Raw genomic sequence first — 24,085 nt, 5'->3', positions numbered from 1 at the left:
TGGGTTCAGGGCTGAGGCCGGGGTGTGCGCCCGGCGGCGCAGTAACTTTCTTTCGTCTCGCCGAAAGAAAGTCACCAAAGAAAGGGCGACCCTGCTGTCTGCGACCCCTTCGCTTCGCTGCGGGGCAACCTGGGGTGCTCGGTCACGGGGTGCACCGCAGAACTCGCTGCGCGCCTGCGGCGCTCCGCTCGAACAACTGCGGTGAGTCAGTTCACGAAGCATGCGCGCTCCGACGCGCATGCCACCCCGCGCCCTGCGCGCCCCAGGCGCATACAGAAGGGAACCCGCGAATCGGACATCCACACGGGCCATCGCTGCGCTCGGCCCAGCCTGCGCAGCGCGTGGCGCTTGCGCCCGCGAGAGGGGGCCGAGCGAAGCAAAGGCCCGAGTGGCTGTTTGGCTGTTTGGCTGTTTGGCTGTTTGGCTGTTTGGCTGTTTGGCTGTTTGGCTGTTTGGCTGTTTGGGTTTTCGGCTGTTCGGCTCCCCACCCCCTGCTGGCTGCGCCTGCGGCGGGGCGGKTGTGGGGTGGCACGCGCGTCGGAGCGCGCGTGCTTCGTGCTCTGACTCGCCGTGGTTGTCCGAGCGGCGCTGCGTAGCAGCAAAGCGAGTTCCACGGCGCACCCCGCAACCGCCCCGACGCAGGTTTGCCCCGGAGCGCAGCGCAGGGGACGCAGACTGGGGATCGCCCTTTCTTTGGTGACTTTCTTTCGGCGACGCGAAAGAAAGTTACTCGCGCGCCGGGCGACTCCCGGCCTCCGCACTCAACCCAAGCACGCCTTTCAAACCAACACGCTCCAGCTTCGAAAACCTCAGCCCGATCGGTTCCGAGGTAGCGCCAAGGCTTCGACAAGCTCAGCCCGAACGGGTAGGGAAGCAGCGCCCGAGCGACGACAAACGCAGCCCAAACAGGCAGGAATGATTCACTACAAAAACAATAGCCACCAAGGCAAACCCAGTAGGCGCCAGCACCCCAAAAACCCTCAAACCGGCCCCAACGCCATCCGCCCCGACGCCGAAGCCGACACCGTCGCCTGGCTCGCATGCCGCGTCTCCACCCGGTTGCGCCCCGCCCGCTTGGCGTCATAACAAGCCATGTCCGCCGCATACAGCACCGACGGCACATCCTGCAGGCTCGCATCCAGCACCACCAGCCCGATGCTCACCCCCAGCGTAAAACTGCGCCCCTGGTACGACGGCTCCCAGGCGTGCACCGCCACGCGCAGCTGCTCGGCCACCGCCTGGCCGCGTGCCAGGGCGCAGCCGGGCAGCACCACCGCAAACTCATCACCCCCCAGGCGCGCCGCCCAGCCGATCTGGCGCACCTGCGATGCCAGCAGGCGGGCCACATGGCGCAGCACATCGTCACCCGCGTCGTGGCCCGCAATGTCGTTGACCACGGTGAAATGGTCCAGATCGAGGAACAGCACCACCCCGTCGCCCTGCGGCTCATTGCCGTCCTCATCCTCTGCGGTGCTGCGCTGGCGCGTGGAGCGCTCGGCCATCAGCAAGCCCAGACGCTCGTCGAAAGCAGCGCGGTTGTAGAGCTGGGTCAGGGCATCGTGCGTGCGCTCCCAGGCGTGCTGCACCTGGGCTTCGCGGGCGGCGGTGATGTCTTCCAGGATCCACACGGTGCCGCCATGCATCTCGTCGGGCCGCACGCCGCGCCCCTGCACACGGGCCCACACGGGCGTGCCGTCCTTGCGCATGAAGCAGATGTCGCCGTCGAACGCGCCATGCGCGGCCATTTCGGAGCGCACGCGCTCGCCCACCTGGGCATAGTCGGCGTCGCTGGCGTACACGGTGCGTGCGGGGCGGCCCTGCAGCTCCTGCGCGGTGTAGCCCAGCATCACGCAGGCCTGGCGGCCCACCACGTCCAGCATGCCGTGACGCGAGATGATGATGCCCACCGAGGCGCTGTCGAGCACGGCCTGGAACTGGCCATCGAGCGTGTCCTTGCGCTGCTGTTGCTGCTGGCCCTGGTGCACCAGGCCCTGGAACACGCGTACCAGCTCGCCCACCTCGCCGCCCGCGCGGGGCCAGTCCTGGTCGGCCGGGGGCTGCTGGTGCCGGGTGCTGGTCTTGAGCAGCTGGCGCGCCTTGTGGGTGAGCTGCGCCAGGGGCTGCGCCATCCAGCCCATCAGGGCCACGGCCAGCAGCATGCACAGCAGCATGCTGGCCACGGCCAGCCACCAGGCTTCGCGCTGGGCGCCGCGCAAGGGCGCCAGCAATGCCTGCGAGGTGCTGACCCGCGCCACGATCCACTGCGGCAGGGGCATGCCCGCCATGCTCACGATGTGGTCGGGCTGCACATGGCTCATGCCCCGGCCCACCACGGGCTGGGCCTGGGTCAGCCAGCGGGTGTACACGGGCGCCAGCCCGGCTTCGTCGCGCACCTGGCCCAGGATGCGGGACGAGTCGGAGTGCGAGAGGATGGTGCCGTCGCGTGTGAACACGATGAGCTGCGAGTCTTCGCGCGCGGGCAGCGTCATGGACGGGGGCAGCAGGCTTTGCGACTGCAGGCGCAAGGCCCCGGCCACCACGCCCAGCACGGTGCCGTCTTCGCGATGCAGTGGCATGGTGAACATCACACGCGGCTCGCCACCGCGCCCGGTGATCAGCTCAGACACCAGCGGCTTGCCGTCCACCAGGGTGCGGCGCAGGGCGTCGCGCTCGGCCGGGTCCAGCTCAGAGGCTTTTTGCTGTTGCCCGGCGCGCAGGTTCAGGCGCAGCTCGCCGTTGTCGCGGGCCACCTGCATGGTGTCGAAGAACTGCACGGCGGGCAGGCCCTGCTGCAGCAGCCATTCGAGCGACGAGGGGGATTCGAGCATGCCGGGCGTGATGCCTGCGGCCACGGTGCGCAGCACCTTCTGGCTTTGTTCGATCTTGCTGGCCAGCAGGCGGGCCACGACTTCGACCTCATCGGTCTGCTGGTTGACCACCCGGCGCACGGCCTCTTGCCCCGATGCGCGGGTGACCAGCCAGGCTGCCACCGCCCCCGACAAGGCCACAGCCAGCGCCGCCACCAGCATGAGCCGCAGCACCAGCGTGCCCGGCACCAGCCAGCCGGAAGCGTCGTCGGGCGCAGCCGATGGCGCAGGGGCCGTCATGGGCACCCCGGCACAGGAACGTCGCAGGCACGCGGAAGGTTAGGCATGGGGACGGGTCACAGCAGACATGTCCCAACAAATATACGCAGCCCCCGGGGCCGGGGGCTTGGGTGGAACCCTTGGAAAAACGCAAGGAAAAACCCTGAGCCCGGCACTGGCGCAGCCCAAGCCAGTGCCACCGTGGAGCTGGCTTCGCCAGGCCACGGCTGGCGTCCCCATCCCCCAGGAGAGGGGGAAGGCGCCGAAGGCGACTCAGGGGGTGATGCCTAACACCCCGCCATCGACTGCAATGCCCGGGGCTGGGGCAGGTTCAGCACGTTGCCGGTGCCATGGATGAGCCCCAGCTCCCGCAAATGGCGCAGCACGCGCGAGAAGGTCTCGGGGGCAATGCCCAGTTGCGCAGCAATCAGGCGCTTGCGCTGGTGCAGCGTGACCTGCATGGCGCCCGTGGGGTCGGGTTCGGCATGCTTGAGCAGCCATTGGGCACAGCGCGACTCCGCGTCCTGCGCGAGGCGGCTTACCGCCAGTTCGGACTGCTGCCGGTAGCCCTGGGCCATGTCCAGCAGCAGGCCGCGCGCACCCGGTGTCATGGCGGCCAGGCTCCGGCGGAACTCTTCAATGGGCAGGCGCCGCACCTGCAGGCGCGTGTCAGCCACCATGTCCACCGGGAAGGGCAGGCCCATCAGGGCCGATGCGGCATCGAGCCAGAACGGCCCTTCCACCGCGCCCAGCTGGTGACGCAGAAAGCCGTCATCCAGCACGCCGCGCAGCACGCGGCCGCTTTCCAGGTGCAACACGGAGGTGAGGACCTCATTGCGCCTGCGCAGCACTTCGCCGGGGGCGATCACCTCGGTGTCAGCGGGCAGGGAGAAAAGGGTAGAGGGCAGCATGGAAGCCACTTTGCCGCGTCGCCGCGCCCGGGGCATTGAGCAAGATCAAAGCCAAACCACGTCGCAAGCCGCGTCCTGCAAGGGTTTGCGCAAAAACACAAGAAAGCTGCGTGCGGACCTGCTATCGCCGCGTGCCTGCACCCGGCCCTGCCTGCACTGCGATGGGATGTGCAGCTGTAAGAACCTGTGTCAGCAGAGGCACGGAAATTGCGAATTCCTGCGTGCGGGCCCGCCGCTGCACCACGGTGCACACCGGGCTGCAAGCACCCCTTCCCAACGCCGGGCATCCGGCATTTCACCTCCAGGAAAATCCATGAAAAAAAACCTGTCCGCACTGCCCCTGTCTCTTTCGCTGGGCGGCGCACTGCTGTTGTGCACCATCGGGGCCCAGGCCCAAAGCTCGGTCCAGCTGATGGGGCTGACCGATGTGTATGTGGGCTCCATGAAAAACGCCGGTGACGCGGGTCGCAGCGCAGTGGTGGGCAGCGGTGGCATGACCACGTCGTGGTTCGGCGTCAAGGGCACGGAGGACCTGGGCGGCGGGCTCAAGGCCAACTTCGCACTCACCTCCTTCATCAAGGTGGACAGTGGCGTGCAGGGCCGCTTCGCCAACGACACCTTCTTCTCGCGCGATGCCAACGTGGGCCTGTCGGGTGGCTTCGGCAACGTCACCGTGGGCCGGGGCATGGCGCCCAACTTTTTGCCCTCCATCGTGTCGAACCCGCTGGGGGATTCGTTCACCTTCGCGCCCGTAATCCTGCACATGAACGTGCCGCTGTTCAACGGCACCGGCTGGGGTTCCACCACGCCGTCGGACACAGGCTGGGCCAACGAGATCATCTACAGCACGCCCAACTTTGGCGGGCTCTCGGCCAACCTGCATTACCAGTTTGGCGAGATCGCGGGCGACAGCAGCAAGAAGAACGTGGGCATCAACGCGCTGTACTTCAACGGCCCCATCACGCTCACCGGCTTTTATGAGCGCGACCAGATGAGCAACCCCGCCGTGCCCAGCACCTACCTGGGCACCACCAAGACCGACTGGATGCTGGGCGGCGCCTACGACTTCACGGTGGTCAAGGCCTTTGCCAGCTATGGCCAGGCCAAGGCCGACAACACCACCAACAAGGCCAAGACCACGCAACTGGGCGTGTCGGTGCCCGTGGGCGCCACCGGCAAGGTGCTGGCATCGTGGGCACAGACCACGCTGAGCGCCACCGATATCTCGCGCAAGACCTTCACCGTAGGCTACGACCATTTCCTGTCCAAACGCACCGACCTCTACGTGATGGCCATGGCCGACCGCATCACCAGCCAGGCCAAGGGCAGCAGCGTGGGCGTGGGCGTTCGCCACCGCTTCTGAGGCTCTTGAGCGGGCCTTTGTGAACAAAAAAGGCCCGCTCCGCGCTACAGACATGCCGTACCAGCTATCAAAAAAGTAGCATTCATGATTCTGTAACCAAACTGTCACGGCGACTGGGTATCTTTGCGTCCTTGCTCAGGGACCCACAACGCGATGCAGAACACCCAATGGAGTCGGCTGGAGGCGATGATGGCGCTGCTGTCGCCCGCTGCTCGCCATGGCACCGGCCCACTGGCCCGGCTCATGCAGGGGGGTGGGCTGCACTGCGTCTTCCAGCCCCTGGCCGATCTGCGCGAGGGCAACATCCATGCCCATGAGGCCCTGATCCGGGGCCCCCAGGACTCCCCCCTCCACACCCCCGACGTGCTGCTGAGTCTGGCGCGGCAGGAGGGCATCCTGCAGGACTTCGAGCTGCTGTGCGTGTTCACCGCACTCGCCCAATGGGGCCAGCACGAAGCGCCGGGGCGCCTGTTCGTCAACATCAGCGCCGATGCGCTGGTGCACGGCGTGGCGCTGGTGGGCGCCGAGATGCTGGGCGAGACCGTGCGCAGCTTTGGCCTGAGCGCCCGCATGCTGGTGCTGGAGATCACCGAACACGAGCGCGTGAGCGACATGCCCGTGCTGCGCCAGGCCATCAAGGCCGTGCACGCCTGCGGCGCGCGCGTGGCGCTCGACGATTTTGGCGACGGCCGCTCCAGCCTGCGGCTGTGGTCCGAGGTCAAGCCCGACTTCGTGAAGATCGACAAGTACTTCATCCACGACATCAGCGACCACCCCGAGAACCTGCAGATGCTGCAGGCCATCAAGGGCATTGCCGACGTGTTTGGCACCAAGCTGATTGCCGAGGGCATCGAGACCCGCGACGACCTGCGCGCGCTGCGCGACCTGGACATCCCCTACGGCCAGGGCTGGCTGCTGGGCCGCCCGGCGCGCGAGCCACGCAACGCGGTGGAGGGCGCGGCGCTGGAGGTGATGCAGGACCGCCGCGTGGCCGTGCTGCCGCACCTGGGCCAGACCGCGCGCCCGGGCATCCTGCGCAGCCTGCTGGTGGTGCAGGCGCCCACCGCATCGCCCGCCACCAGCAACGATGCGGTGGCCGTGATCTTCCACCAGCACACAGACCTGCACGCGCTGGCCGTGGTGGACGGCACACGCCCCGTGGCGCTCATCAACCGCCAGCAGTTCATGAACCACTACGCCACGCTGTACTTCCGCGAGGTGCATGGCCGCAAGTCCTGCCTGGCCTTTGCCAACCAGGCGCCGCGTGTGGTGGAGCTGGACTGCGACGTGGACCAGCTGGTGGGCATCCTCACCTCGCAGGACCAGCGCTACCTGAGCGACGGCTACATCGTGACCGACAACGGCCGCTACCTGGGCCTGGGCACGGGCGACCAGCTGGTGCGCGCCGTGACCGAAACCCGCATCGAGGCCGCGCGGCACGCCAACCCGCTGACCTTTCTGCCCGGCAACATCCCCATCAGCCTGCACATGCAGCGCCTGCTGGAAAGTGGCACCGAGTTTGTGGCCTGCTACGCCGACCTGAACAACTTCAAGCCCTTCAACGACCACTACGGCTACTGGCGTGGCGACCAGATGATCCGCCTGGTGGCGCGCCTGGCCACGGCCCACTGCGACGCGCGCCGCGACTTTGTGGGCCATGTGGGCGGGGACGATTTCATGCTGATCTTTCAGAGCAGCAACTGGCTGCAGCGCTGCAAGAACATCGTGGACGAGTTTGCACGCGAGGCCGTCACGCTGTTCGACGACGGCGCCCGGCAGGCAGGCGGCATCCACGCAGAAGACCGGCATGGCGTGCGGCGGTTCTTTCCGTGCACCACCTTGGCCATCGGTGCCGTGCGCATCACGCCCGGGCGCTTCCGGCACGCCGAAGAGGTGGCCAACCTGGCCGCCGTGGCCAAACATGAGGCCAAGCTCGCCGCCACCGGCGTGGTTCTGCACGGCGGCTTCACCGAATCCAGCCTGGGCGCACTGGCGGCCACGCGGGTGCTGCAGGATGTGCTGGCGGCTTGAGGACTGGAGGGAGCAGCGGAGGTGGATGGGCTCGTGAGGCGAACAACCGCAATGAACCTGCGAATGACGCAGAGACCCTTTCCCCGCAACATGGCTTCAGTCAGCCATAGGGACTGGACGATTCACGCGGTGGGCCAGTCAGCCTCAGCCCCAGGCGCGACTGTGAGCGCCCGCCCCCATCAGGTCATTGATTCTGTGCGCGGCTCAAATTGGAGTCGCGGTCACCCGGCTTTTCAACTTCGCAGACTATAGTTTTTCGGCTAAGGCGTGCCGGGTTTCTCGGAATTTCTATACATGGACACCTCCACAGCGCATCGACCGCAATCCCAAACTGCAAGCCACTTCCAGGAGGAATCCGTGTCCAGAATATCCCGAACAATCCGGCTTATTTCGCACGATTTTCGGGATACATCACGTTCGACTGCAGCGAGTTGCTTGGGCTCCCAACCAAGGCTAGACTCGAATTCACGATCTGTAACGAGAGACGATTGATGGAATTCAGCCAAGTTGGAGAGTTATCTGTCACGACCTATGCGTCGTACGCCGCTGTCGTTGATCGAGTTAAGTCGGCAATTTCAGAGAAGGGTTGGAAGGTCATTGCAGTGAACGCCAGTAGTGGCGTGCTGCAAGGAAAGGGGCGCTTCTATCTGAACTCTTTCGACATCTCGGTAACCTTCAAAACAGTCGCGGCCAATATGATCCAGGTCGACTTTGAATGCGACTTTCCCAACAACATCGACATATGGGAGTCGGGAAAAGCCCGCACCAAAGAGTTGATCGAGGCCGTTGTGCAAGGAAATTGGACTGTGCCAGACATGCCTCCGCCTGCGTTCGCTCCAGCGACTGCGCCTGTGAGTGCTACATCGTTTGATGCACATACGAACGGAGCGGCCCCTCTGCCTCAAGCAACGGCTATTGTTGCCCCTAGTGCAGCACCCTTGACTACTCCATGGGTCGGTGGTCGGCTGATATGGGTAATGGGCGGTGGTGCCGCCTTCGTTGTAGTAGCCGGCTTGTTCATGTTCGCCGGGGGTGATGAGAGCCAATGTAAGAAGGAGGCTCACAACGACTTCGTCACGGCAAACCGCATGGGGGGAGCAGCTGAATACGTCAAGCTCTGCGTAAGAATGAAAAGAATGGAGCGTGAAATCGAAGCTACCCGTCGGAAGCCGTAAGAGCATGGCTTGCCCACCTCACGATGCTCAACGCGATCAAGATCTCAGGTCGCTATTGCCCGTGCAGATCGACGAACGTTGCGTGATCGCAAATTGCTCTATCTCAATCCCTAACCATGCTGTGCTGTATCCAGACGGGCTACCCACTCCAGTGCGTAATCACTGCGCTTACCAAGCGTGGGAGGGAGTCTCGGAACTCTTGCAATGGGCAGATGAAGAGCAACCCAAATTCGTGCTGATTCACTCTCGCGGGAAAGTCCTCTACGTGTTGCGCGCTCAGAGCTGGTGGCGTGTTGTAGATGATCGAGTTGTTTTTGAGTTGGCCGACCTTGAGGAAAATCATCCTTATCTGGCTTGCTGTGGAACGGATATCTCCTCTGTGACGGTGACTCTTGGCTCTCATAGCGCGTTCTTTTTGGACTAAATTATGGAAACCGCTTGGAGGGCGGTTGTCTAGCTCAGCGGGCAGTGGGCGTCGTCGCCGATTGAGCAATGCAGTCGAACATATCAGTCAACACGGACACCGAGGAGCGGACTGCCGCTACACGGCGATCCGCTCTTCGGCGCCGGTTACTTCTATGTTGAGCGCCTGCCTCCGCTGACTACACCGCAGCTCCTGACCGAATCCTGCCGCCACGCTCTGCAACCCTCAAGGCCCCGTAGGCGCCCCTGCCTCGAACCAGCGCTTGACCAGCGCGCGCTCCGCATCCGTCATGCCCGTGGCGTTGTTCATGGGCATGAGCTTTTGCACCACCACCTGCTGGTAGACGGCCTGGGCATGTTGCTGGACCAGCGCGGGGGAATCGAGCCGCATGTTTTTCATCTGCACCTGCTCGCCGTGGCACATATAGCAGCGCTGCGCCAGCACGGCCTGCACCGATTTGAAGTCAATTTGGCTGCCTGCGCCCGCTGCGCTTGCCCCAGCAGCTCCTGAAACAGGAGCAACACCAGGTGCAGGCATGGGTGTGGCCACGGCCGCGACGGGTGCCGGGCGCATCCAGGCGATGGCGCCCACAATCACCACCACGCCCACCAGCGCATAGGGCAGCGGGTTGCCGTTGCGGCCCAGCTTGTAGCCGTGGCGCATCACAAAGAACTGGCGGATGGCCGCGCCCGCGAACATCATCAGGATCAGCACCAGCCAGTTCTGCGGGTGGCTCCAGGTAAAGCTGTAGTGGTTGCTGAGCATGGCAAACAGCACGGGCAGCGTGAAGTAGGTGTTGTGCACGCTGCGCTGCTTGCCACGTTTGCCGTGGATCGGGTCCACCGGCTCGCCCGCCTTGATCTGGGCGATGACGGTGCGCTGGCCGGGGATGATCCAGAAGAACACGTTGGCGCTCATGGCCGTGGCAATCATCGCGCCCACCAGCAAGAAGGCCGCGCGGCCCGCAAACCAGTGGCAGGCCAGCCACGAGGCAATGCACACCAGCACCAGCACCAGCGCGCCCACAATGGCGTCGCCGTTTTTCCTCTGGCCAAAGATGCGGCAGATCGCGTCGTACAGCAGCCAGAACACGACGAAGAACGCCAGCGCCACGACGATGGCTGTGGCAGGCGCCCAGTCCATGCGCGACTTGTCGATGAGGTAGGTGCTGGCGCTAAACAGGTAGGACACCGTGAACAGCGCAAACCCGCTGATCCAGGTGCTGTAGCTCTCCCAGAAGAACCAGTGCAGGTGCCCGGGCAGCTTGGGCGGCGATACAGCGAACTTGACGGGGTGGTAGAAGCCGCCGCCGTGCACGGCCCAGAGTTCGCCACTCACACCCTGCTTCTTGAGGTCGTCGTCCTCGGGCGGCGTGAGGCTGCTGTCGAGGAAGACGAAGTAGAACGACGAGCCAATCCAGGCGATGGCGGTGATGACGTGGACCCAGCGCAAGAGCAGGTTGGCCCAGTCGAGAAGGTAGCTTTCCATAGTTCTCAACCTTGGCGGCGTGCGGGCGAATGTGCCGCGCATGCCGCTTGTACAACCTGCTCACCACTGCGGGCGCTCTGAGCAGAAGAAGGGGGTCGCGCACCTGGGCAGAGAGAATCTGCTGGGCACCGCTGCGACCGGTGAATCAAAGTGTATGCAGAAATTGTTCCCGCTTCCAGCCCCAGTCTGGTGCCTGCGGGGCGGGAATTACCCGCATTCAAGCTGTTGTGACGGCAGGTGCATGAATCGTTCCAGCCATCGTCCCTCAGGCTGACTTCAGGCTGAGCAGCAGCTGCGCCGCCACAGCCACGGCGATCACCTCGGGCTCCTTGCCCCCGATGCCGGGGATGCCGATGGGGCAGGTCACCTGGGTCAGCTCGTCCTGGCTGAACCCCCGGCTGCGCAGGCGGCTGCCAAAGGTGGCCCATTTGGTCTGGCTGCCGATCAGCCCGATGAAGGGCAGGTCCCGATGCTGCCGCTGGCGCTGCAGGCAGGCGGCCACCACATCCAGGTCCTCGGCATGGCTGAAGCTCATGATCAGCACGCGGCTGCCCGGCGCCAGGCCCGGCACGGCCCCCTGCACCGGGTCGGAATGCTCGCAGACTGCGCCGTCGGGCGGCGGCTCGGGGAAGATGCCGTCGCGGCTGTCGATCCACGTCAGCGCAAACGGCAGCGGCGCCAGCACACGGGCCAGCGCGTGGCCCACATGGCCGCCGCCAAACAGCGCCACGGGGTGGTGGCGGGGCACCAGGCGAGCGCCCAGGCCCGGGGCATCGGCCGCCGTGAGCAGCACAAAGCCCAGGTGCACCACGCCGCCACAGCATTGGCCGAGCGCAGGGCCCAGCGCGTACCGCACGGGCGCTGGGTTGCTGGCCGCCGTGCCTGCCAGCCGCAGGCGCGCTTCTGCAATGGCCTGCAGCTCCAGGTGCCCCCCGCCGATGGTGCCCACCAGGCGGTCGGCAAACACGGCCATCCAGGCCCCGGCCTCGCGGGGCACCGACCCTTGGGTAGACTCTACGGTTACCAGGCATGCTGGCCCGGCGGTCAAACCGTCCAACAGCAAACGCAAATTTGTCACCGCCATTCCTTTGTCGTTAACGCCCCTGGCCACTGGCACCGCTGGTGGCCCCTGCCACACCCACACCATGCCCGACACGCCCCCCCACCGCTCCCCCGGCCCGCGCAGCCACTGGCTGCTGGCAGGCATCATGGCCCTTGGTGCCGCCCTGGTATCGGCCTGCAAATCGCCGCCAGAACCCGCCCCGGCGCCTCCTGACAGCGTGCCGTCCACCAGCGCAGAGCCCGGTGGCGTGAAGGGCCCGGTGCCCGCTGCCGCCGGGTCGGCACGCCCCTCGGCCGCCGCCACGCCCCAAGCCTACCGGCAGGATGCGGCCACGCACCTTTATGGGCTGAACCGCGAACGCATCTTCAAAGGCAAGCTGCCCGCCCAGTTGTACGCCATTGGCGTGCTGCAGGTGGACATTGACCGCAGCGGCAAGGTCACCCGCCTGCACTGGATGCGCGCCCCGCGCCACGCGCCCGAGGTGGTGGCCGAAATCGAGCGCACCGTGCGCGCTGCGGCGCCCTTCCCTGCGCCCACGCGCATGGGCAAGGTCACCTACACCGACACCTGGCTGTGGGACAAGGGCGGGCACTTTCAGCTGGATACCCTCACGGAAGGCCAGCTTTAGGGGTATCCCCTGAGCGGCCGCAATGCCTACGAACCTCGGTAGGTCGAATAGCTCCACGGGCTCACCAGCAGGGGCACGTGGTAGTGCTGGTCGGCATGCGCAATGCCGAAATCCAGGCTCACCTGGTTCAAAAAGTTGGGTTCGGGCAACTGCACGCCCCGGGCCTTGAAGTAGCCCGCCACATCAAAACGCAGCCGGTAGGTGCCGGTGCGCAGGCTGGTGTTGTCAAACAGCGGTGCATCGGTGCGGCCGTCGTGGTTTAGCACCAGACGTTTGATGAGGGTGGCGTTGTCGCCGTCGGTGGCATACAGGGCGACCTCCATGCCGGCGGCGGGGCAGCCGTTCATGGTGTCGAGAACGTGGGTGCTCAATCCCATAGGGAATCTCCTGAAGTGGGGACCACGGCCGATCGGCGAGGATTGCCAGATCGCAGCGTGTAGACCAAAAGTGTATACACTTTTCGCCATCCAACGTATCATGCCACCATGGAATCTTCATCCACCAGTGCGATTGTCGAGGCGCTGACCCGCGCCATCGTGGAGCACCGCCTGCAGCCAGGCACCAAATTGGCCGAGCAGAAACTGGCCGACCACTTCGGCGTGTCGCGCACGCTGGTGCGCCAGGCGCTGTTCCAGCTCGCGCAAAACCGCCTCGTCACGCTGGAGCCCGCGCGTGGCGCTTTTGTCTCCACGCCTTCCGTCGAAGAGGCCCGGCAAGTATTTGCGGTGCGCCGCATGCTCGAAACCGAGATGACGCGCGCCTTTGTGCAAACGGTGACCCCCGCCAAGATCAAGGCCCTGCGCGCCCATGTGGCCAGCGAGAAGGCCGCCATGGGCACGGCCGACGCGAGCAGCCGCACCGAGTTGCTGGGCGACTTCCATGTGCGCATGGCCGAACTCATGGGCAACGAGGTGCTGGCACAAATGCTGGGCGACCTGATCTCGCGCTGCGCGCTGATCACGTTGATGTACCAGTCGGCCAGCGCCGCCGAACACTCCCACGAGGAGCATGGCGACATCGTGGCCGCCCTGGCCGCACGCGACGAGGCGCTGGCCGTCTCCCTCATGCAGTCGCACCTCGAACATGTGGAAGCCAGCCTGACGTTTGACCGCAAACGCCCGGCCAGCGACCTGGCCGCCGCGCTGATGCCGTGACCCTTTGAACCCCTGACGCCCATGATCTACGACTCCACCCAGCATTACCCCCGCGACCTCATCGGCTACGGCAAGACCCCGCCCCACGCGCAGTGGCCGGGGGGTGCGCGCATTGCCGTGCAGTTTGTGCTGAATTACGAAGAAGGCGGCGAGAACGCCGTGCTGCACGGCGATGCGGGCAGCGAACAGTTCCTGTCGGAAATGTTCAACCCCGCCAGCTACCCAGAGCGGCACATGAGCATGGAGGGTATCTACGAATACGGCTCGCGGGCTGGCGTCTGGCGCATCCTGCGCGAGTTTGAAAAGCGCCAGCTGCCGCTCACGGTGTTCGGCGTGTCGAGCGCGCTGCAACGCCACCCTGACCTGACCCAGGCTTTTGTGGAACTGGGCCACGAGATCGCCTGCCATGGCCTCAAGTGGATTCACTACCAACATATCCCCGAAGACGTCGAGGGCGCGCACATGGCCGAGGCCATGGCCATCATCGAGCGCATGACCGGAGAAAGAGCCTTGGGCTGGTACACCGGCCGCGACAGCCCCAACACCCACCGACTGGTGGCCGACTTCGGCGGCTTTGAGTACGACAGCGACTACTACGGCGACGACCTTCCGTTCTGGATGGACGTGAAAAAAAGCAATGGAGCCACCGTGCCCCAGCTCATCGTGCCCTACACACTCGACTGCAACGACATGCGCTTTGCGCTGCCCCAGGGCTACTCGCACGCCGACCCGTTCTTCCAGTACATGAAGGACACCTTCGACGCACTCTATGCCGAAGGCGACCCGGCAGGCGACAACGCGCCCAAGATGATGAGCATCGGCATGCACTGCCGCCTGCTGGGCCGCCCTGGCCGCATCACGGCGCTGCAGCGTTTTCTGGACCACATCCAGCAGCACAGCGACGTGTGGGTGTGCCGCCGCATCGACATCGCGCGCCACTGGAAACAGGCGCACCCCTACCCTTCACAGAAAGCAGGCTGACCCATGGCCCTGACCCTGGAACAACTCAACGCCGCCAGCCCCGCCGAGGCCCTGCAGCTGCTGGACGGCCTGTACGAACACTCGCCCTGGATTGCAGAGCGCGCGCTGGCGCAGCGCCCCTTCCGCTCGCAGGCCCACCTGCAGCACGCACTGGCCCAGGTCGTGCGCACGGCGGGGCAGGACGCGCAGCTCGCGCTGATCCGCGCCCACCCCGAACTGGCGGGCAAGGCCATGGTGGCCAAGAATCTCACGGCCGAGTCCACCAACGAGCAGAGCAAAGCGGGCCTCACGCAGTGCACGCCCGAGGAGTTCGAGCGCATCCAGCAGCTCAACGCGGCCTACAACGAACGCTTCGGCTTCCCGTTCATCCTGGCGGTGCGCGGGCCGCGCGGCACGGGCCTGCCCAAGCAGGCGATCATCGACACCTTTGCCCGGCGCCTGGACAACCACCCCGAGTTCGAGCTGGCCGAGGCATTGCGCAACATCTACCGCATCGCCGAGATCCGCCTGAACGACAAGTTCGCCACCGAGCCCGTGCTGGGCAACGACGTGTGGGACTGGCAGGAAAAGCTCGCCGAACACTCCGACCCCGGTTTCGCCGAAAAAGGCCAGCTCACCGTCACGTATCTGACCGACGCGCACCGCGCCTGCGCCCAGCGCATCAGCCACTGGATGCGCGACTGCGGCTTTGACGAGGTGGAGATCGACGCCGTGGGCAACGTGGTGGGGCGCTACCACCCCGCCACGGAAGGCGCGCGTTACCTCATGACCGGCAGCCACTACGACACTGTGCGCAACGGCGGCAAGTACGACGGCCGCTTGGGCATTTTTGTGCCCATGGCCTGTGTGCGCGAGCTGCACCGCGCTGGCAGGCGCCTGCCCTTCGGCATCGAGGTGGTGGGCTTTGCCGAAGAAGAAGGCCAGCGCTACAAGGCCACCTTCCTCGGCTCGGGCGCGCTCATTGGCGATTTCAACCCCGCTTGGCTTGACCAGAAGGACGTGGACGGAGTGACCATGCGCGCGGCCATGCAGCATGCGGGCCTGTGCATCGATGACATCCCGAAGCTGCAGCGCGACCCGGCGCAGTACCTGGGCTTCATCGAGGTGCACATCGAGCAGGGCCCCGTGCTCAACGAGCTGGACCTGCCCCTGGGCGTGGTCACCTCCATCAACGGCAGCGTGCGGTTTCTGTGCGAGATGATCGGCACCGCCAGCCACGCGGGCACCACCCCCATGGACCGCCGCCGCGACGCAGCCGTGGCCGTGGCAGAGCTGGCGCTGTATGTGGAGCAGCGTGCCGCGCAGGACGGCGACTCGGTCGGCACCATCGGCCAGCTGCAGGTGCCTGCAGGCTCCATCAACGTGGTACCCGGCCGCTGCCAATTCAGCCTGGACCTGCGCGCGCCCACCGATGCGCAGCGCAATGCATTGGTGAGCGACGTGAAGGAGCAGCTTGCAAAAATTGCCGCCCGGCGCGGCCTGCGCTACACGCTGGAGGAATCCATGCGCGCCGCGGCTGCGCCCAGCGCGCCCGCCTGGCAGCACCACTGGGAGCGCGCCGTGGACGCCCTGGGTGTGCCCGTGTTCCGCATGCCCAGCGGCGCGGGACACGACGCGATGAAGCTCCACGAAATCATGCCCCAGGCCATGCTCTTTGTGCGCGGGCTGAACTCGGGCATCAGCCACAACCCGCTCGAATCCACCACCAACAACGACATGCAGCTGGCCGTGGACGCCTTCACCCAGGTGCTGCGCCAACTTGCAGAGGAACAACAACCATGACCACCCCTAACCACTACGCCGCGCTGGACGCCTGGATCGACCAGCACTTTGACGAGGAAGTGCGCTTTTTGCAGGCCCTGGTGCGCGTGCCCACCGACACGCCACCCGGCAACAACGCCCCCCACGCCGAACGCACGGCCGAGCTGCTGAAGGAATTTGGCTACGAGGCCGAGAAACATGCCGTGCCCGCCGCCGACGTGTTGGCCTACGGCATGGAATCCATCACCAACCTCATCGTGCGCAGACCCTACGGCAACGGCGGCAAGACCATTGCCCTGAACGCCCACGGTGATGTGGTGCCGCCCGGCGAAGGCTGGACACACGACCCCTACGGCGCCGAGATTGAGGGTGGCGCCATGTATGGCCGCGCCACTGCCGTGAGCAAAAGCGACTTTGCGAGCTTCACCTTCGCCGTGCGCGCGCTGGAAGCCGTCGCCAAGCCCGCCCGGGGCGCGGTGGAGCTGCACTTCACCTACGACGAGGAATTCGGCGGCGAACTCGGCCCCGGCTGGCTGCTGCAAAAGGGGCTGACCCAACCCGACCTGATGATCGCCGCCGGCTTCAGCTACGAAGTGGTCACCGCCCACAACGGCTGCCTGCAGATGGAAGTGACTGTGCACGGCAAGATGGCCCACGCCGCCGTGCCCCACACGGGCGTGGACGCGCTGCAGGGCGCGGTGCACATCCTGAACGCGCTGTATGCGCAGAACGATGAGTACAAGAAGGTCACGTCCAACGTGGCGGGCATCAAGCACCCGTACCTGAACGTCGGCCGCATCGAAGGCGGCACCAACACCAACGTTGTGCCGGGCAAGGTGATGTTCAAGCTCGACCGCCGCATGATCCCCGAAGAGAACCCGGTGGAGGTCGAAGCCGCCATCCGCCGCATCATTGAGCAGGCAGCGGGCGAGCGCGACGGTATTCGCGTGGAGATCAAGCGCCTGCTGCTGGCCAACGCAATGACGCCGCTGGCGGGCAACCAGCCCCTGGTCGATGCCATCCAGACACACGCGCAGGCCGTGATCGGTGAGCCCGTGCCCGCCGTGGGCACGCCGCTGTACACCGACGTGCGCCTGTATGTGGAGCGCGGTATTCCCGGCGTGATCTACGGCGCGGGCCCGCGCACCGTGCTTGAGTCGCACGCCAAACGTGCCGACGAGCGCCTGCAGCTGGAAGACCTGCGCCGCGCCACCAAGGTGATTGCGCGCTCGCTCAGCGACCTGCTCGCCTGACGCGGTTTCGTGCTCAGGCGCTGCGGTGTGCCCGCTGCGCCTTCGCCAGCCGCGCAAGCCGCTGCACCAGGGCCGGGTACTGCGACTCTGACGTGTTGCCGTAGCCCAGCACCAGGCCGTTGTCTTCGGGCTGTGCGCGCAGGGCAAAGCGTGACAGCGGCGCGGGCGCCATGTCGTAGGCGCGGGCCGCCTCGGCAATGGCCTGGTCGGGGTATGCGGGCGGCAGGCGCACCGTGAGGTGCATGCCGCTGTCGCCCCCCAGCACCGTGTGGGGCACGGCCAGGTGCTGCGCCAATGCATCGCGCAGCAGCGCCTGTCGGCTGCGGTACAGGCGCCGCATGCGCCCCAGGTGCCGGCTGAACTGCCCGCTCTCGATGAACTCTGCCAGCGCCAGCTGCTCGTGGCGGTGCCCGCCGCGCAGCGACTCCTTGAGCAGGGGCGCGGCCACGGCCACCAGCGCCTGCGGCAGCACCACAAAGCCGAGCCGCAACGACGGGAACAGCGTCTTGCTGAACGTGCCCACGTACATCACCGGCGCTTCAGGCACCAGGCCCTGCATGGCGCCGATCAGCTCGCCCGCGTGGCGGAATTCGCTGTCGTAGTCGTCCTCAATAATCCAGGCGCCGCAGGCCTGGGCCTGGCGGATCAGCGCCAGCCTGCGCGCCACCGGCAGCACGGCGCCCGTGGGGTACTGGTGGGACGGCGTGGTGTAGATGAGCCGGGGTGGCATTGCCGCCCAGGCCTGGGCGGGCACCAGCAAGCCTGCATCATCGACCCGCACGGGCTCCACCCGCAGGTCCCCACACCGGAACGCCGTGTGTGCGCCCCGGTAGCCCGGGTCTTCCAGCCAGGCGGTGTCGCCCGGGTTGGTTGCCAGCCGCACGCACAGGTTCAGGGCCTCCTGCGCGCCTTCGGTAATGACCACTTGACCGATGTCGCAGCGCACGCCCCGCGCCACCGCCAAGTGCCGCAGGATGGCGCTGCGCAAGGCTGCCTCGCCTGCGGGGTGGCCATAGCCCAGGGCCGCCACGCCCGCCGTCTTGAACGCGCGGTCAAAACAGCTCTTCCATGCACTCACCGGAAACCGCGCCAGCGCAGGCACACCGGGTTTGAACGCCAGGGTGTCGGCCGCATCGGCAAAGCGGCTGACCACCTGCGCGCTGCGTTCGGACAGGCGCGGCGGCACCACGCGGGCTGCGTCCGCACGGCCCCGGGCGCGGCTGCGGTCCAGCGCGGCCACCTTGGTGCCCCGGCGGTTCAGCTCGATGTAGCCCTCAGCCCCCAGCTGCTCGTACACCGCCGTCACGCTGTTGCGCGACACCCCCAGGTCCGCCGCCAGGTCCCGCGACCCGGGCAAGCGGCAGCCCGAGGGGAAGCGACCATCCAGGATGGCGTCGCGGATGCGGCCCAGGAGCTGGCGCTGCAGCGAATCGCCCTGCCGCCCCCGCACCAGCGGGGCTTCCAGCAGGACATGGCGGACGGAGTCGGTGACAGGGGTAAGTGAGGTCATGGGGTGCCTGTAAAAAGCCACTGGTTGGCAAACACAGTGGCACCATCAGATTGTGCTCCAGTGGATCTTTTTGATGATCCACAAGATCCCTAAAGTCACACACTCCATTTCTCTTTTTTCCGCTTCGACTGCACCACCCATGTCCACCTCGATCAACGATTTGGCCCAGCCCATCGGCGCCCCCGTGCCCGGCTGGACGCCCCGCCCCCAACCCACCGGCGTGACCCTGGCGGGCCGCCACTGCCTGCTGGAGCCCCTGCAGGCCGAACGCCACGCGGCTGACCTGGATGCCGCCTACCGGCTCGCGCCGGACCCGCGCGCCTGGACCTACATGTTCACCGGCCCGTTCGATACGCCGCAGGACTACCTGCGCTACGCCCAAGGCGCCGCGCAGAGCACCGACCCGCGCCACTTCGCCGTGGTGGACCGGACCACCGGCAAGGCCGTGGGCACGCTGGCGCTGATGCGCATCGATCCCACCCACGGCGTGATTGAGGTGGGCAACGTGATGCTCTCGCCCCTGCTGCAGCAGACCCCCGCGTCCACCGAGGCGCAGTTCCTGCTCATGGCCTACGTGTTCGACACGCTGGGCTACCGCCGCTACGAGTGGAAGTGCGACAGCCTCAACGCCCCTTCGCGGCGCACCGCCGCGCGCCTGGGTTTCCAGTTCGAGGGCATCTTCCGCCAGGCCGTGGTCTACAAGGGCCGCAACCGCGACACCGCCTGGTTCTCGGTCATCGACACCGAATGGCCGCTGCTCCGGCAGGCCTTCGAGGCCTGGCTGTCGGATGACAACCAGGACGCCCAGGGGCGCCAGCGGCGCTCGCTGACGCAGGTGCGCGAATCCCTGCGACGTTGAACAGGGCGTGTGCCCGGGCCAGTGCACGCCGCGACGCCGCGCAGCAATGACACACGCGCATGGGCTGCGTACGCTACGGCATCACCGCCGCCCACAGAGAGGCAGGCGCCCCCTACACTTGCTGCGGCCCCTTTTGTGGGGCCGCATCCCCTTCCATTTCCCTGAAGCAAAAAAACCAAGGAGCAGCTTCCATGAACATCCGACACACGCTGCTGGCCTCCAGCCTGGCGCTGGCCCTGGCCAGCCTCACGGCCTGCGGCAGCGCCCCCACCACGGCAGCCGCGCCCGCACCCGCCGTGCAGCAGACGGCAGCCGCCCAGGCCGCCAGCGCGGCCTACGACTTCAGCATGGACGTGTTCCACCCCGTGGTGGCACGCAATGGCATGGTCGCCACCGAGCAGGAACTGGCCTCGCAGATCGGCCTGGACATCCTCAAGGCCGGTGGCAACGCGGTGGACGCGGCCGTGGGCATTGGCTTTGCGCTGGCCGTGGCCCTGCCCAATGCAGGCAACCTGGGTGGTGGCGGGTTCATGGTGGTGCACGATGCCAAGACCGGCAAGAGCGTGGCGCTCGACTTCCGCGAAGTGGCTCCATCGAAGGCCACACGCGACATGTACCTGGACGCCAAGGGCAATGTGGTGGACGGCAAGTCGCTCTACACCCACTACGCCGTGGGCGTGCCCGGCACCGTGGCGGGCATGGAGCATGCACTCAAGACCTGGGGCACCCTGCCCCTGTCGCGTGTGATTGCCCCCGCCATCGAACTGGCCGACAAGGGTTTCCCGGTCAGCGAGACACTCGCCAAGATCCTGCAACAAGAGAAGAAAAACATGGGCAACTGGCCCGCCACCCAGGCCATCTTCTGGAAGAACGGCGAGCCCCTGAAGGTGGGCGACCCGCTGGTGCAGAAAGACCTGGCCCAGTCCATGCGCCTGATCGGCCAGCAGGGCGCCAAGGCGTTCTACGAAGGCGAAATCGCCCAGAAGATCGCCGCCGAGATGGCCCCGCACGCGGGCGCCATCAGCCTGCAAGACCTGCGCGAATACAAGGTGGCCGAGCGTGTGCCCACACGCGGCACCTACCGGGGCTATGAGATCGTGACCATGCCGCCACCCTCCTCTGGCGGCCCGCACCTGGTGCAGATCCTGAACATGCTGGAGCCCCTGCCCCTGGCCCAGTGGGGTCCCAACAGCGCGCAGACCATCCACTACATGGCCGAGAGCAGCAAGCTGGCCTACGCCGACCGCTCCGAATACCTGGGCGACCCAGACTTCGTGAAGATTCCCCTGAAGGGCCTGACCTCCAAGCGCTATGCCGAGTCGCTGGCCAAGGGCATCGACGCCAACCGTGCACGCCCGGCCAAGGAGATCAAGCCCGGCCAGCCCCAGCCGTATGAAAGCGACCAGACCACCCACTACTCGGTGGTGGACAAGGCGGGCAACGCCGTGGCCGTGACGTACACGCTGAACACCAACTTCGGCAGCGGCATCGTCGCCAAGGGCACGGGCATCCTGCTCAACAACGAGATGGACGACTTCTCGGCCAAGCCCGGCGTGGCCAACGCCTACGGCCTGGTCGGCGGCGACGCCAACGCGGTCGCAGCCAAGAAGCGCCCCCTGTCGTCCATGACGCCCACCCTGGTCCTGAAGGACGGCAAGCCCACCCTGGTGACCGGCAGCCCTGGCGGCGCGCGCATCATCACCACGGTGCTGCAGACAGTGGTCAACACCATCGACTTCGGCATGAACCCCGCCGAAGCCGCTGCTGCACCCCGCGTGCACCACCAGTGGACGCCCGACGAACTGCGCGTGGAAAAGGGCCTCTCGCCCGACACCCTGGCCCTGCTCAAGCAACGCGGCCACAACATCGCCGTGAAGCCCTCGATGGGCCGCACGCAGACCATCCAGATCCGGGGAGGCGCGCTGTATGGCTACTCAGACCCGCGCAACCCGGATGGGAAGACGCTGGGATATTGATTGCTATCTAATTGATAGCTACTAGCGCTTGATGCACGCGCGATAGCTGCCAATTTGAATCAGAAACCCCGCTCACCGAAAGGTGTGCGGGATTTTTTTGGTGCCTCTGGCCCTGCCAAGCATCCCCTTTTGCCCCGCTTGGCGCACGGCAAAGTTACGGGGACACGTAGGGCTTGTACCTTTGCCAGTGCCGCCAGTAGTGGAAATGGAAAAAAACCATCAGCGCGACCATGGTGGTCACCACCGCGCCCGTGAGCGCAAAAAACCCTGCACCTGGCTGTACGGCCCTGGATAGCAACTGCTGCACCAGAAAGGCCAGCAGCGCCGCAGCGCAACCCAGCACACCTTCCGACCAATGGATGTTGGTGGCCAGCGCCCCCTTGCACGCCGGGCACACCGGCACTGCGCGCTGAGGCAATATCTTTCGCTCGCCGGGGAGTGGCTTGGATGTCACCAGTCGCCACCCAAGGGCGGCTCCGCAGTAGGGGCAGTCGTGCTTCATCGACGGTATGTGGGTGGTCTGGAACTGCGCAGACTTTAAGCCACACCGCCCGTGGGCACGAGGCCCCGATCAATCAAGCCGCTGCGGCTTGCCCCATCTCAAAATTCGCCATCTTCTCCAGCGCCCGCACCATCGCCGAGTGGTCCCAGCCCTGCCCGCCATGGGCCACGCAGGCATTGAACAATTCCTGCGCCATCGCCGTGTTGGGCAGCGGCACGCCCAGCGCCCGCGCACTCGACAGCGCGAGGTTCAAGTCCTTCTGGTGCAGCCCGATGCGAAAGCCCGGGTCGAAGGTGCGCTTGATCATGCGCTCGGCATGCACCTCCAGGATCTTGGACGAAGCGAAACCGCCCAGCAGCGCCTGGCGCACACGGGCCGGGTCGGCGCCCGCGCGGGCGGCAAACAGCAGCGCCTCGGCCACGGCCTCGATGTTGAGCGCCACAATGATCTGGTTGGCCACCTTGGCGGTCTGGCCGTCGCCGTTGCCACCCACCAGGGTGATGTTCTTGCCCAGGCGCTCGAACAAGGGCCTGATGCGCTCGAACACTGCCTCGGGGCCACCGACCATGATGGACAGCGTGGCGTTCTTCGCGCCCAGCTCGCCGCCCGAGACGGGGGCGTCCAGGTACTGCGCGCCCACAGCCTCGATGCGTGCCGCGAAGTCCTTGGTGGCCACGGGCGAGATGGAACTCATGTCCACCACCACCTTGCCCACGCTGCCTTTCAAGCCTTGAGCTACGCCGTCGGCGCCGAACAGCACCTTCTCCACATCGGGCGTGTCGGGCAGCATCAGAAAAACGATGTCGGCCCGCTCGGCCACACCACGCGCGGTGGTGCATTGCGTGGCGCTGCTCTGTGCAATCTGCGGCGCCACGCGGCCCCGGGTGTGCACGTACAGCTGGTGGCCCGCAGCGATGAGGTGGCCGCACATGGGCGCGCCCATGATGCCCAGGCCGATGAAACCGAGTTTGAGGGGGGTGTCGGTCATGTTCTTGTTCTCCTTGTGTGGTGGTGATTCGTCGATCCGTGGGTCCTGGCTCATGCGGTCAGCGCCGTGCGCCACCCCAGGCCGATCTCGGTTGTGCGTGCAGGCCGGTACTCACAGCCCACCCAGCCGTCGTAGCCGATGCGGTCCAGGTGCGCGAACAGGTAGCGGTAGTTGATCTCGCCCGTGCCCGGTTCGTTGCGGCCGGGGTTGTCGGCCAGCTGCACGTGGCCGATGCGTGGCAGGTGCTTTTGCAGCGTGGCCGCGATTTCGCCTTCGGTGCGCTGCGCGTGGTAGATGTCGTATTGCACAAAGGCATTGCTGGCATCCACTTCGTCCAGGATGTCCAGCGCCTGGTCCGTGCGAGTCAGGTAGAAGCCCGGGATATCAAAGGGGTTGATGGGCTCGATCAGCAGGCGCAGCCCGGCCGCCCTCAACTCCGTGGCCGCGAAGCGCAGGTTATCGACCAGGGTGCGGCGCAGCACCGCCGCATCCACCCCTGCCGGTGCCTTGCCCGCCAGGCAGTTGAGCTGCGGCACGCCCAGTGCCTGGGCGTAGGTGATGGCCAGGGCCACACCGGCGCGAAACTCCACGATGCGTGCCGGGTCGCAGGCAATGCCGCGCTCGCCAGCGGCCCAGTCGCCTGCGGGCAGGTTGTGCAGCACGATCTGCAACTGGTGTTTGTCGATGCGCGCGCGGATTTCTTCTGCGGGAAATTCGTAAGGGAAAAGGAACTCCACGGCCTCAAAGCCGGTGCGCGCGGCGCGCTCAAAGCGGTCGAGAAAAGGAACCTCGGTGAACAGCATGCTGAGGTTGGCAGCAAAACGGGGCATGAAAAGTCTCCGGTGGCAAGGAATCAAAACAAGGGACAGGGGAGGCCCGCTCCCTCCGTCCACGTCCCCATCCACCGTTCGGGCTGAGCTTGTCGAAGCCAG

At 66.1% G+C, this 24,085-nt stretch carries 19 protein-coding genes and 1 pseudogene; 11 read left to right on the top strand and 9 right to left on the bottom strand.

The genetic code is table 11. The annotated features are described in order from the left end of the window. Positions 1-980: 980 nt before the first annotated feature. Both A1D30_RS20065 and A1D30_RS20060 read right to left on the bottom strand, forming a co-directional pair. Positions 981-3,107 (bottom strand): diguanylate cyclase, encoded by a 2,127-nt coding sequence (locus A1D30_RS20065; RefSeq protein WP_063462495.1) that lies wholly within the window; start codon positions 3,105-3,107, stop codon positions 981-983. Positions 3,108-3,373: 266 nt separating this feature from the next. Further along, positions 3,374-3,997 (bottom strand): Crp/Fnr family transcriptional regulator, encoded by a 624-nt coding sequence (locus A1D30_RS20060; RefSeq protein ID WP_063462494.1) that lies wholly within the window; start codon positions 3,995-3,997, stop codon positions 3,374-3,376. A 313-nt stretch (positions 3,998-4,310) separates the two neighbouring features. Between A1D30_RS20060 and A1D30_RS20055 the strand changes: the two genes are divergently transcribed. The 4 genes from A1D30_RS20055 (at position 4,311) to A1D30_RS25620 (ending at position 8,990) form a co-directional block, all read left to right on the top strand. Further along, positions 4,311-5,360 (top strand): porin, encoded by a 1,050-nt coding sequence (locus A1D30_RS20055; RefSeq protein ID WP_063462493.1) that lies wholly within the window; start codon positions 4,311-4,313, stop codon positions 5,358-5,360. A 153-nt stretch (positions 5,361-5,513) separates the two neighbouring features. Next, the gene (locus tag A1D30_RS20050) at positions 5,514-7,391 is read left to right on the top strand and encodes a phosphodiesterase (protein WP_063462492.1); all 1,878 of its coding nucleotides are present in this window, start codon (positions 5,514-5,516) and stop codon (positions 7,389-7,391) included. A gap of 491 nt (positions 7,392-7,882) precedes the next feature. After that, positions 7,883-8,566 (top strand): hypothetical protein, encoded by a 684-nt coding sequence (locus tag A1D30_RS25625; protein WP_131798498.1) that lies wholly within the window; start codon positions 7,883-7,885, stop codon positions 8,564-8,566. Between the two features lie 61 nt (positions 8,567-8,627). Then, entirely contained in the window at positions 8,628-8,990 is a 363-nt protein-coding gene (locus A1D30_RS25620) for a hypothetical protein (RefSeq protein ID WP_131798497.1), read from the top strand. 225 nt (positions 8,991-9,215) lie between these two features. Here the strand turns inward: A1D30_RS25620 and A1D30_RS20040 are convergent, their stop codons facing one another. Both A1D30_RS20040 and xdhC read right to left on the bottom strand, forming a co-directional pair. Then, the gene (locus A1D30_RS20040; RefSeq protein WP_063462490.1) at positions 9,216-10,478 is read right to left on the bottom strand and encodes a urate hydroxylase PuuD; all 1,263 of its coding nucleotides are present in this window, start codon (positions 10,476-10,478) and stop codon (positions 9,216-9,218) included. Between the two features lie 265 nt (positions 10,479-10,743). Then, complete coding sequence (xdhC, locus tag A1D30_RS20035) at positions 10,744-11,562, bottom strand: xanthine dehydrogenase accessory protein XdhC (RefSeq protein WP_199866020.1); 819 nt, start codon at positions 11,560-11,562, stop codon at positions 10,744-10,746. A 61-nt stretch (positions 11,563-11,623) separates the two neighbouring features. Between xdhC and A1D30_RS20030 the strand changes: the two genes are divergently transcribed. Then, positions 11,624-12,169 (top strand): hypothetical protein, encoded by a 546-nt coding sequence (locus A1D30_RS20030; protein ID WP_082836547.1) that lies wholly within the window; start codon positions 11,624-11,626, stop codon positions 12,167-12,169. Positions 12,170-12,195: 26 nt separating this feature from the next. Here A1D30_RS20030 and uraH read toward each other — a convergent pair whose 3' ends face one another. Further along, complete coding sequence (gene uraH / locus A1D30_RS20025) at positions 12,196-12,546, bottom strand: hydroxyisourate hydrolase (RefSeq protein WP_063462489.1); 351 nt, start codon at positions 12,544-12,546, stop codon at positions 12,196-12,198. Between the two features lie 108 nt (positions 12,547-12,654). Between uraH and A1D30_RS20020 the strand changes: the two genes are divergently transcribed. The 4 genes from A1D30_RS20020 to A1D30_RS20005 are packed head-to-tail and all read left to right on the top strand — an operon-like array spanning position 12,655 to position 17,318. Further along, positions 12,655-13,323: a GntR family transcriptional regulator gene (locus tag A1D30_RS20020; RefSeq protein WP_063462488.1), complete on the top strand. Its 669-nt coding sequence runs from the start codon at positions 12,655-12,657 to the stop codon at positions 13,321-13,323. 21 nt (positions 13,324-13,344) lie between these two features. Beyond that, on the top strand, positions 13,345-14,304 hold the full coding sequence (gene puuE / locus A1D30_RS20015) for an allantoinase PuuE (protein ID WP_063462487.1): 960 nt from the start codon (positions 13,345-13,347) through the stop codon (positions 14,302-14,304). 3 nt (positions 14,305-14,307) lie between these two features. Then, positions 14,308-16,086: a 2-oxo-4-hydroxy-4-carboxy-5-ureidoimidazoline decarboxylase gene (gene uraD, locus A1D30_RS20010; RefSeq protein WP_063462486.1), complete on the top strand. Its 1,779-nt coding sequence runs from the start codon at positions 14,308-14,310 to the stop codon at positions 16,084-16,086. After that, complete coding sequence (locus A1D30_RS20005) at positions 16,083-17,318, top strand: ArgE/DapE family deacylase (RefSeq protein WP_063462485.1); 1,236 nt, start codon at positions 16,083-16,085, stop codon at positions 17,316-17,318. The genes uraD and A1D30_RS20005 overlap by 4 nt, the downstream gene beginning before the upstream one ends. Before the next feature lie 13 nt (positions 17,319-17,331). Here A1D30_RS20005 and A1D30_RS20000 read toward each other — a convergent pair whose 3' ends face one another. Beyond that, complete coding sequence (locus A1D30_RS20000) at positions 17,332-18,828, bottom strand: PLP-dependent aminotransferase family protein (RefSeq protein WP_063462484.1); 1,497 nt, start codon at positions 18,826-18,828, stop codon at positions 17,332-17,334. A 139-nt stretch (positions 18,829-18,967) separates the two neighbouring features. On the opposite strand from A1D30_RS20000, the pseudogene A1D30_RS19995 reads away from it, so the two are divergent. Together A1D30_RS19995 and ggt are read left to right on the top strand one after the other, a co-directional pair. Further along, a pseudogene (locus A1D30_RS19995) lies at positions 18,968-19,675 on the top strand (GNAT family protein); the annotation flags it as partial. A gap of 203 nt (positions 19,676-19,878) precedes the next feature. Then, on the top strand, positions 19,879-21,663 hold the full coding sequence (gene ggt / locus A1D30_RS19990) for a gamma-glutamyltransferase (RefSeq protein WP_063462482.1): 1,785 nt from the start codon (positions 19,879-19,881) through the stop codon (positions 21,661-21,663). A 154-nt stretch (positions 21,664-21,817) separates the two neighbouring features. Here the strand turns inward: ggt and A1D30_RS19985 are convergent, their stop codons facing one another. The 3 genes from A1D30_RS19985 to hyi form a co-directional block, all read right to left on the bottom strand. Next, positions 21,818-22,165 (bottom strand): hypothetical protein, encoded by a 348-nt coding sequence (locus A1D30_RS19985; protein ID WP_131798496.1) that lies wholly within the window; start codon positions 22,163-22,165, stop codon positions 21,818-21,820. Between the two features lie 73 nt (positions 22,166-22,238). Further along, positions 22,239-23,153 carry a 2-hydroxy-3-oxopropionate reductase gene (glxR, locus tag A1D30_RS19980; RefSeq protein ID WP_063462547.1) on the bottom strand — a complete coding sequence of 305 codons (915 nt, stop codon included), beginning with the start codon at positions 23,151-23,153 and terminating at the stop codon, positions 22,239-22,241. A 50-nt stretch (positions 23,154-23,203) separates the two neighbouring features. Next, positions 23,204-23,983 (bottom strand): hydroxypyruvate isomerase, encoded by a 780-nt coding sequence (hyi, locus tag A1D30_RS19975; protein WP_063462480.1) that lies wholly within the window; start codon positions 23,981-23,983, stop codon positions 23,204-23,206. Positions 23,984-24,085 lie beyond the last annotated feature (102 nt).

Origin of the sequence: Acidovorax sp. GW101-3H11, from assembly GCF_001633105.1 — a bacterium.
Lineage (GTDB): Bacteria > Pseudomonadota > Gammaproteobacteria > Burkholderiales > Burkholderiaceae_C > Acidovorax.
The sequence above is the reverse complement of the archived record's forward strand: the minus strand, read 5'-3'. Positions and strand labels throughout refer to the sequence as shown.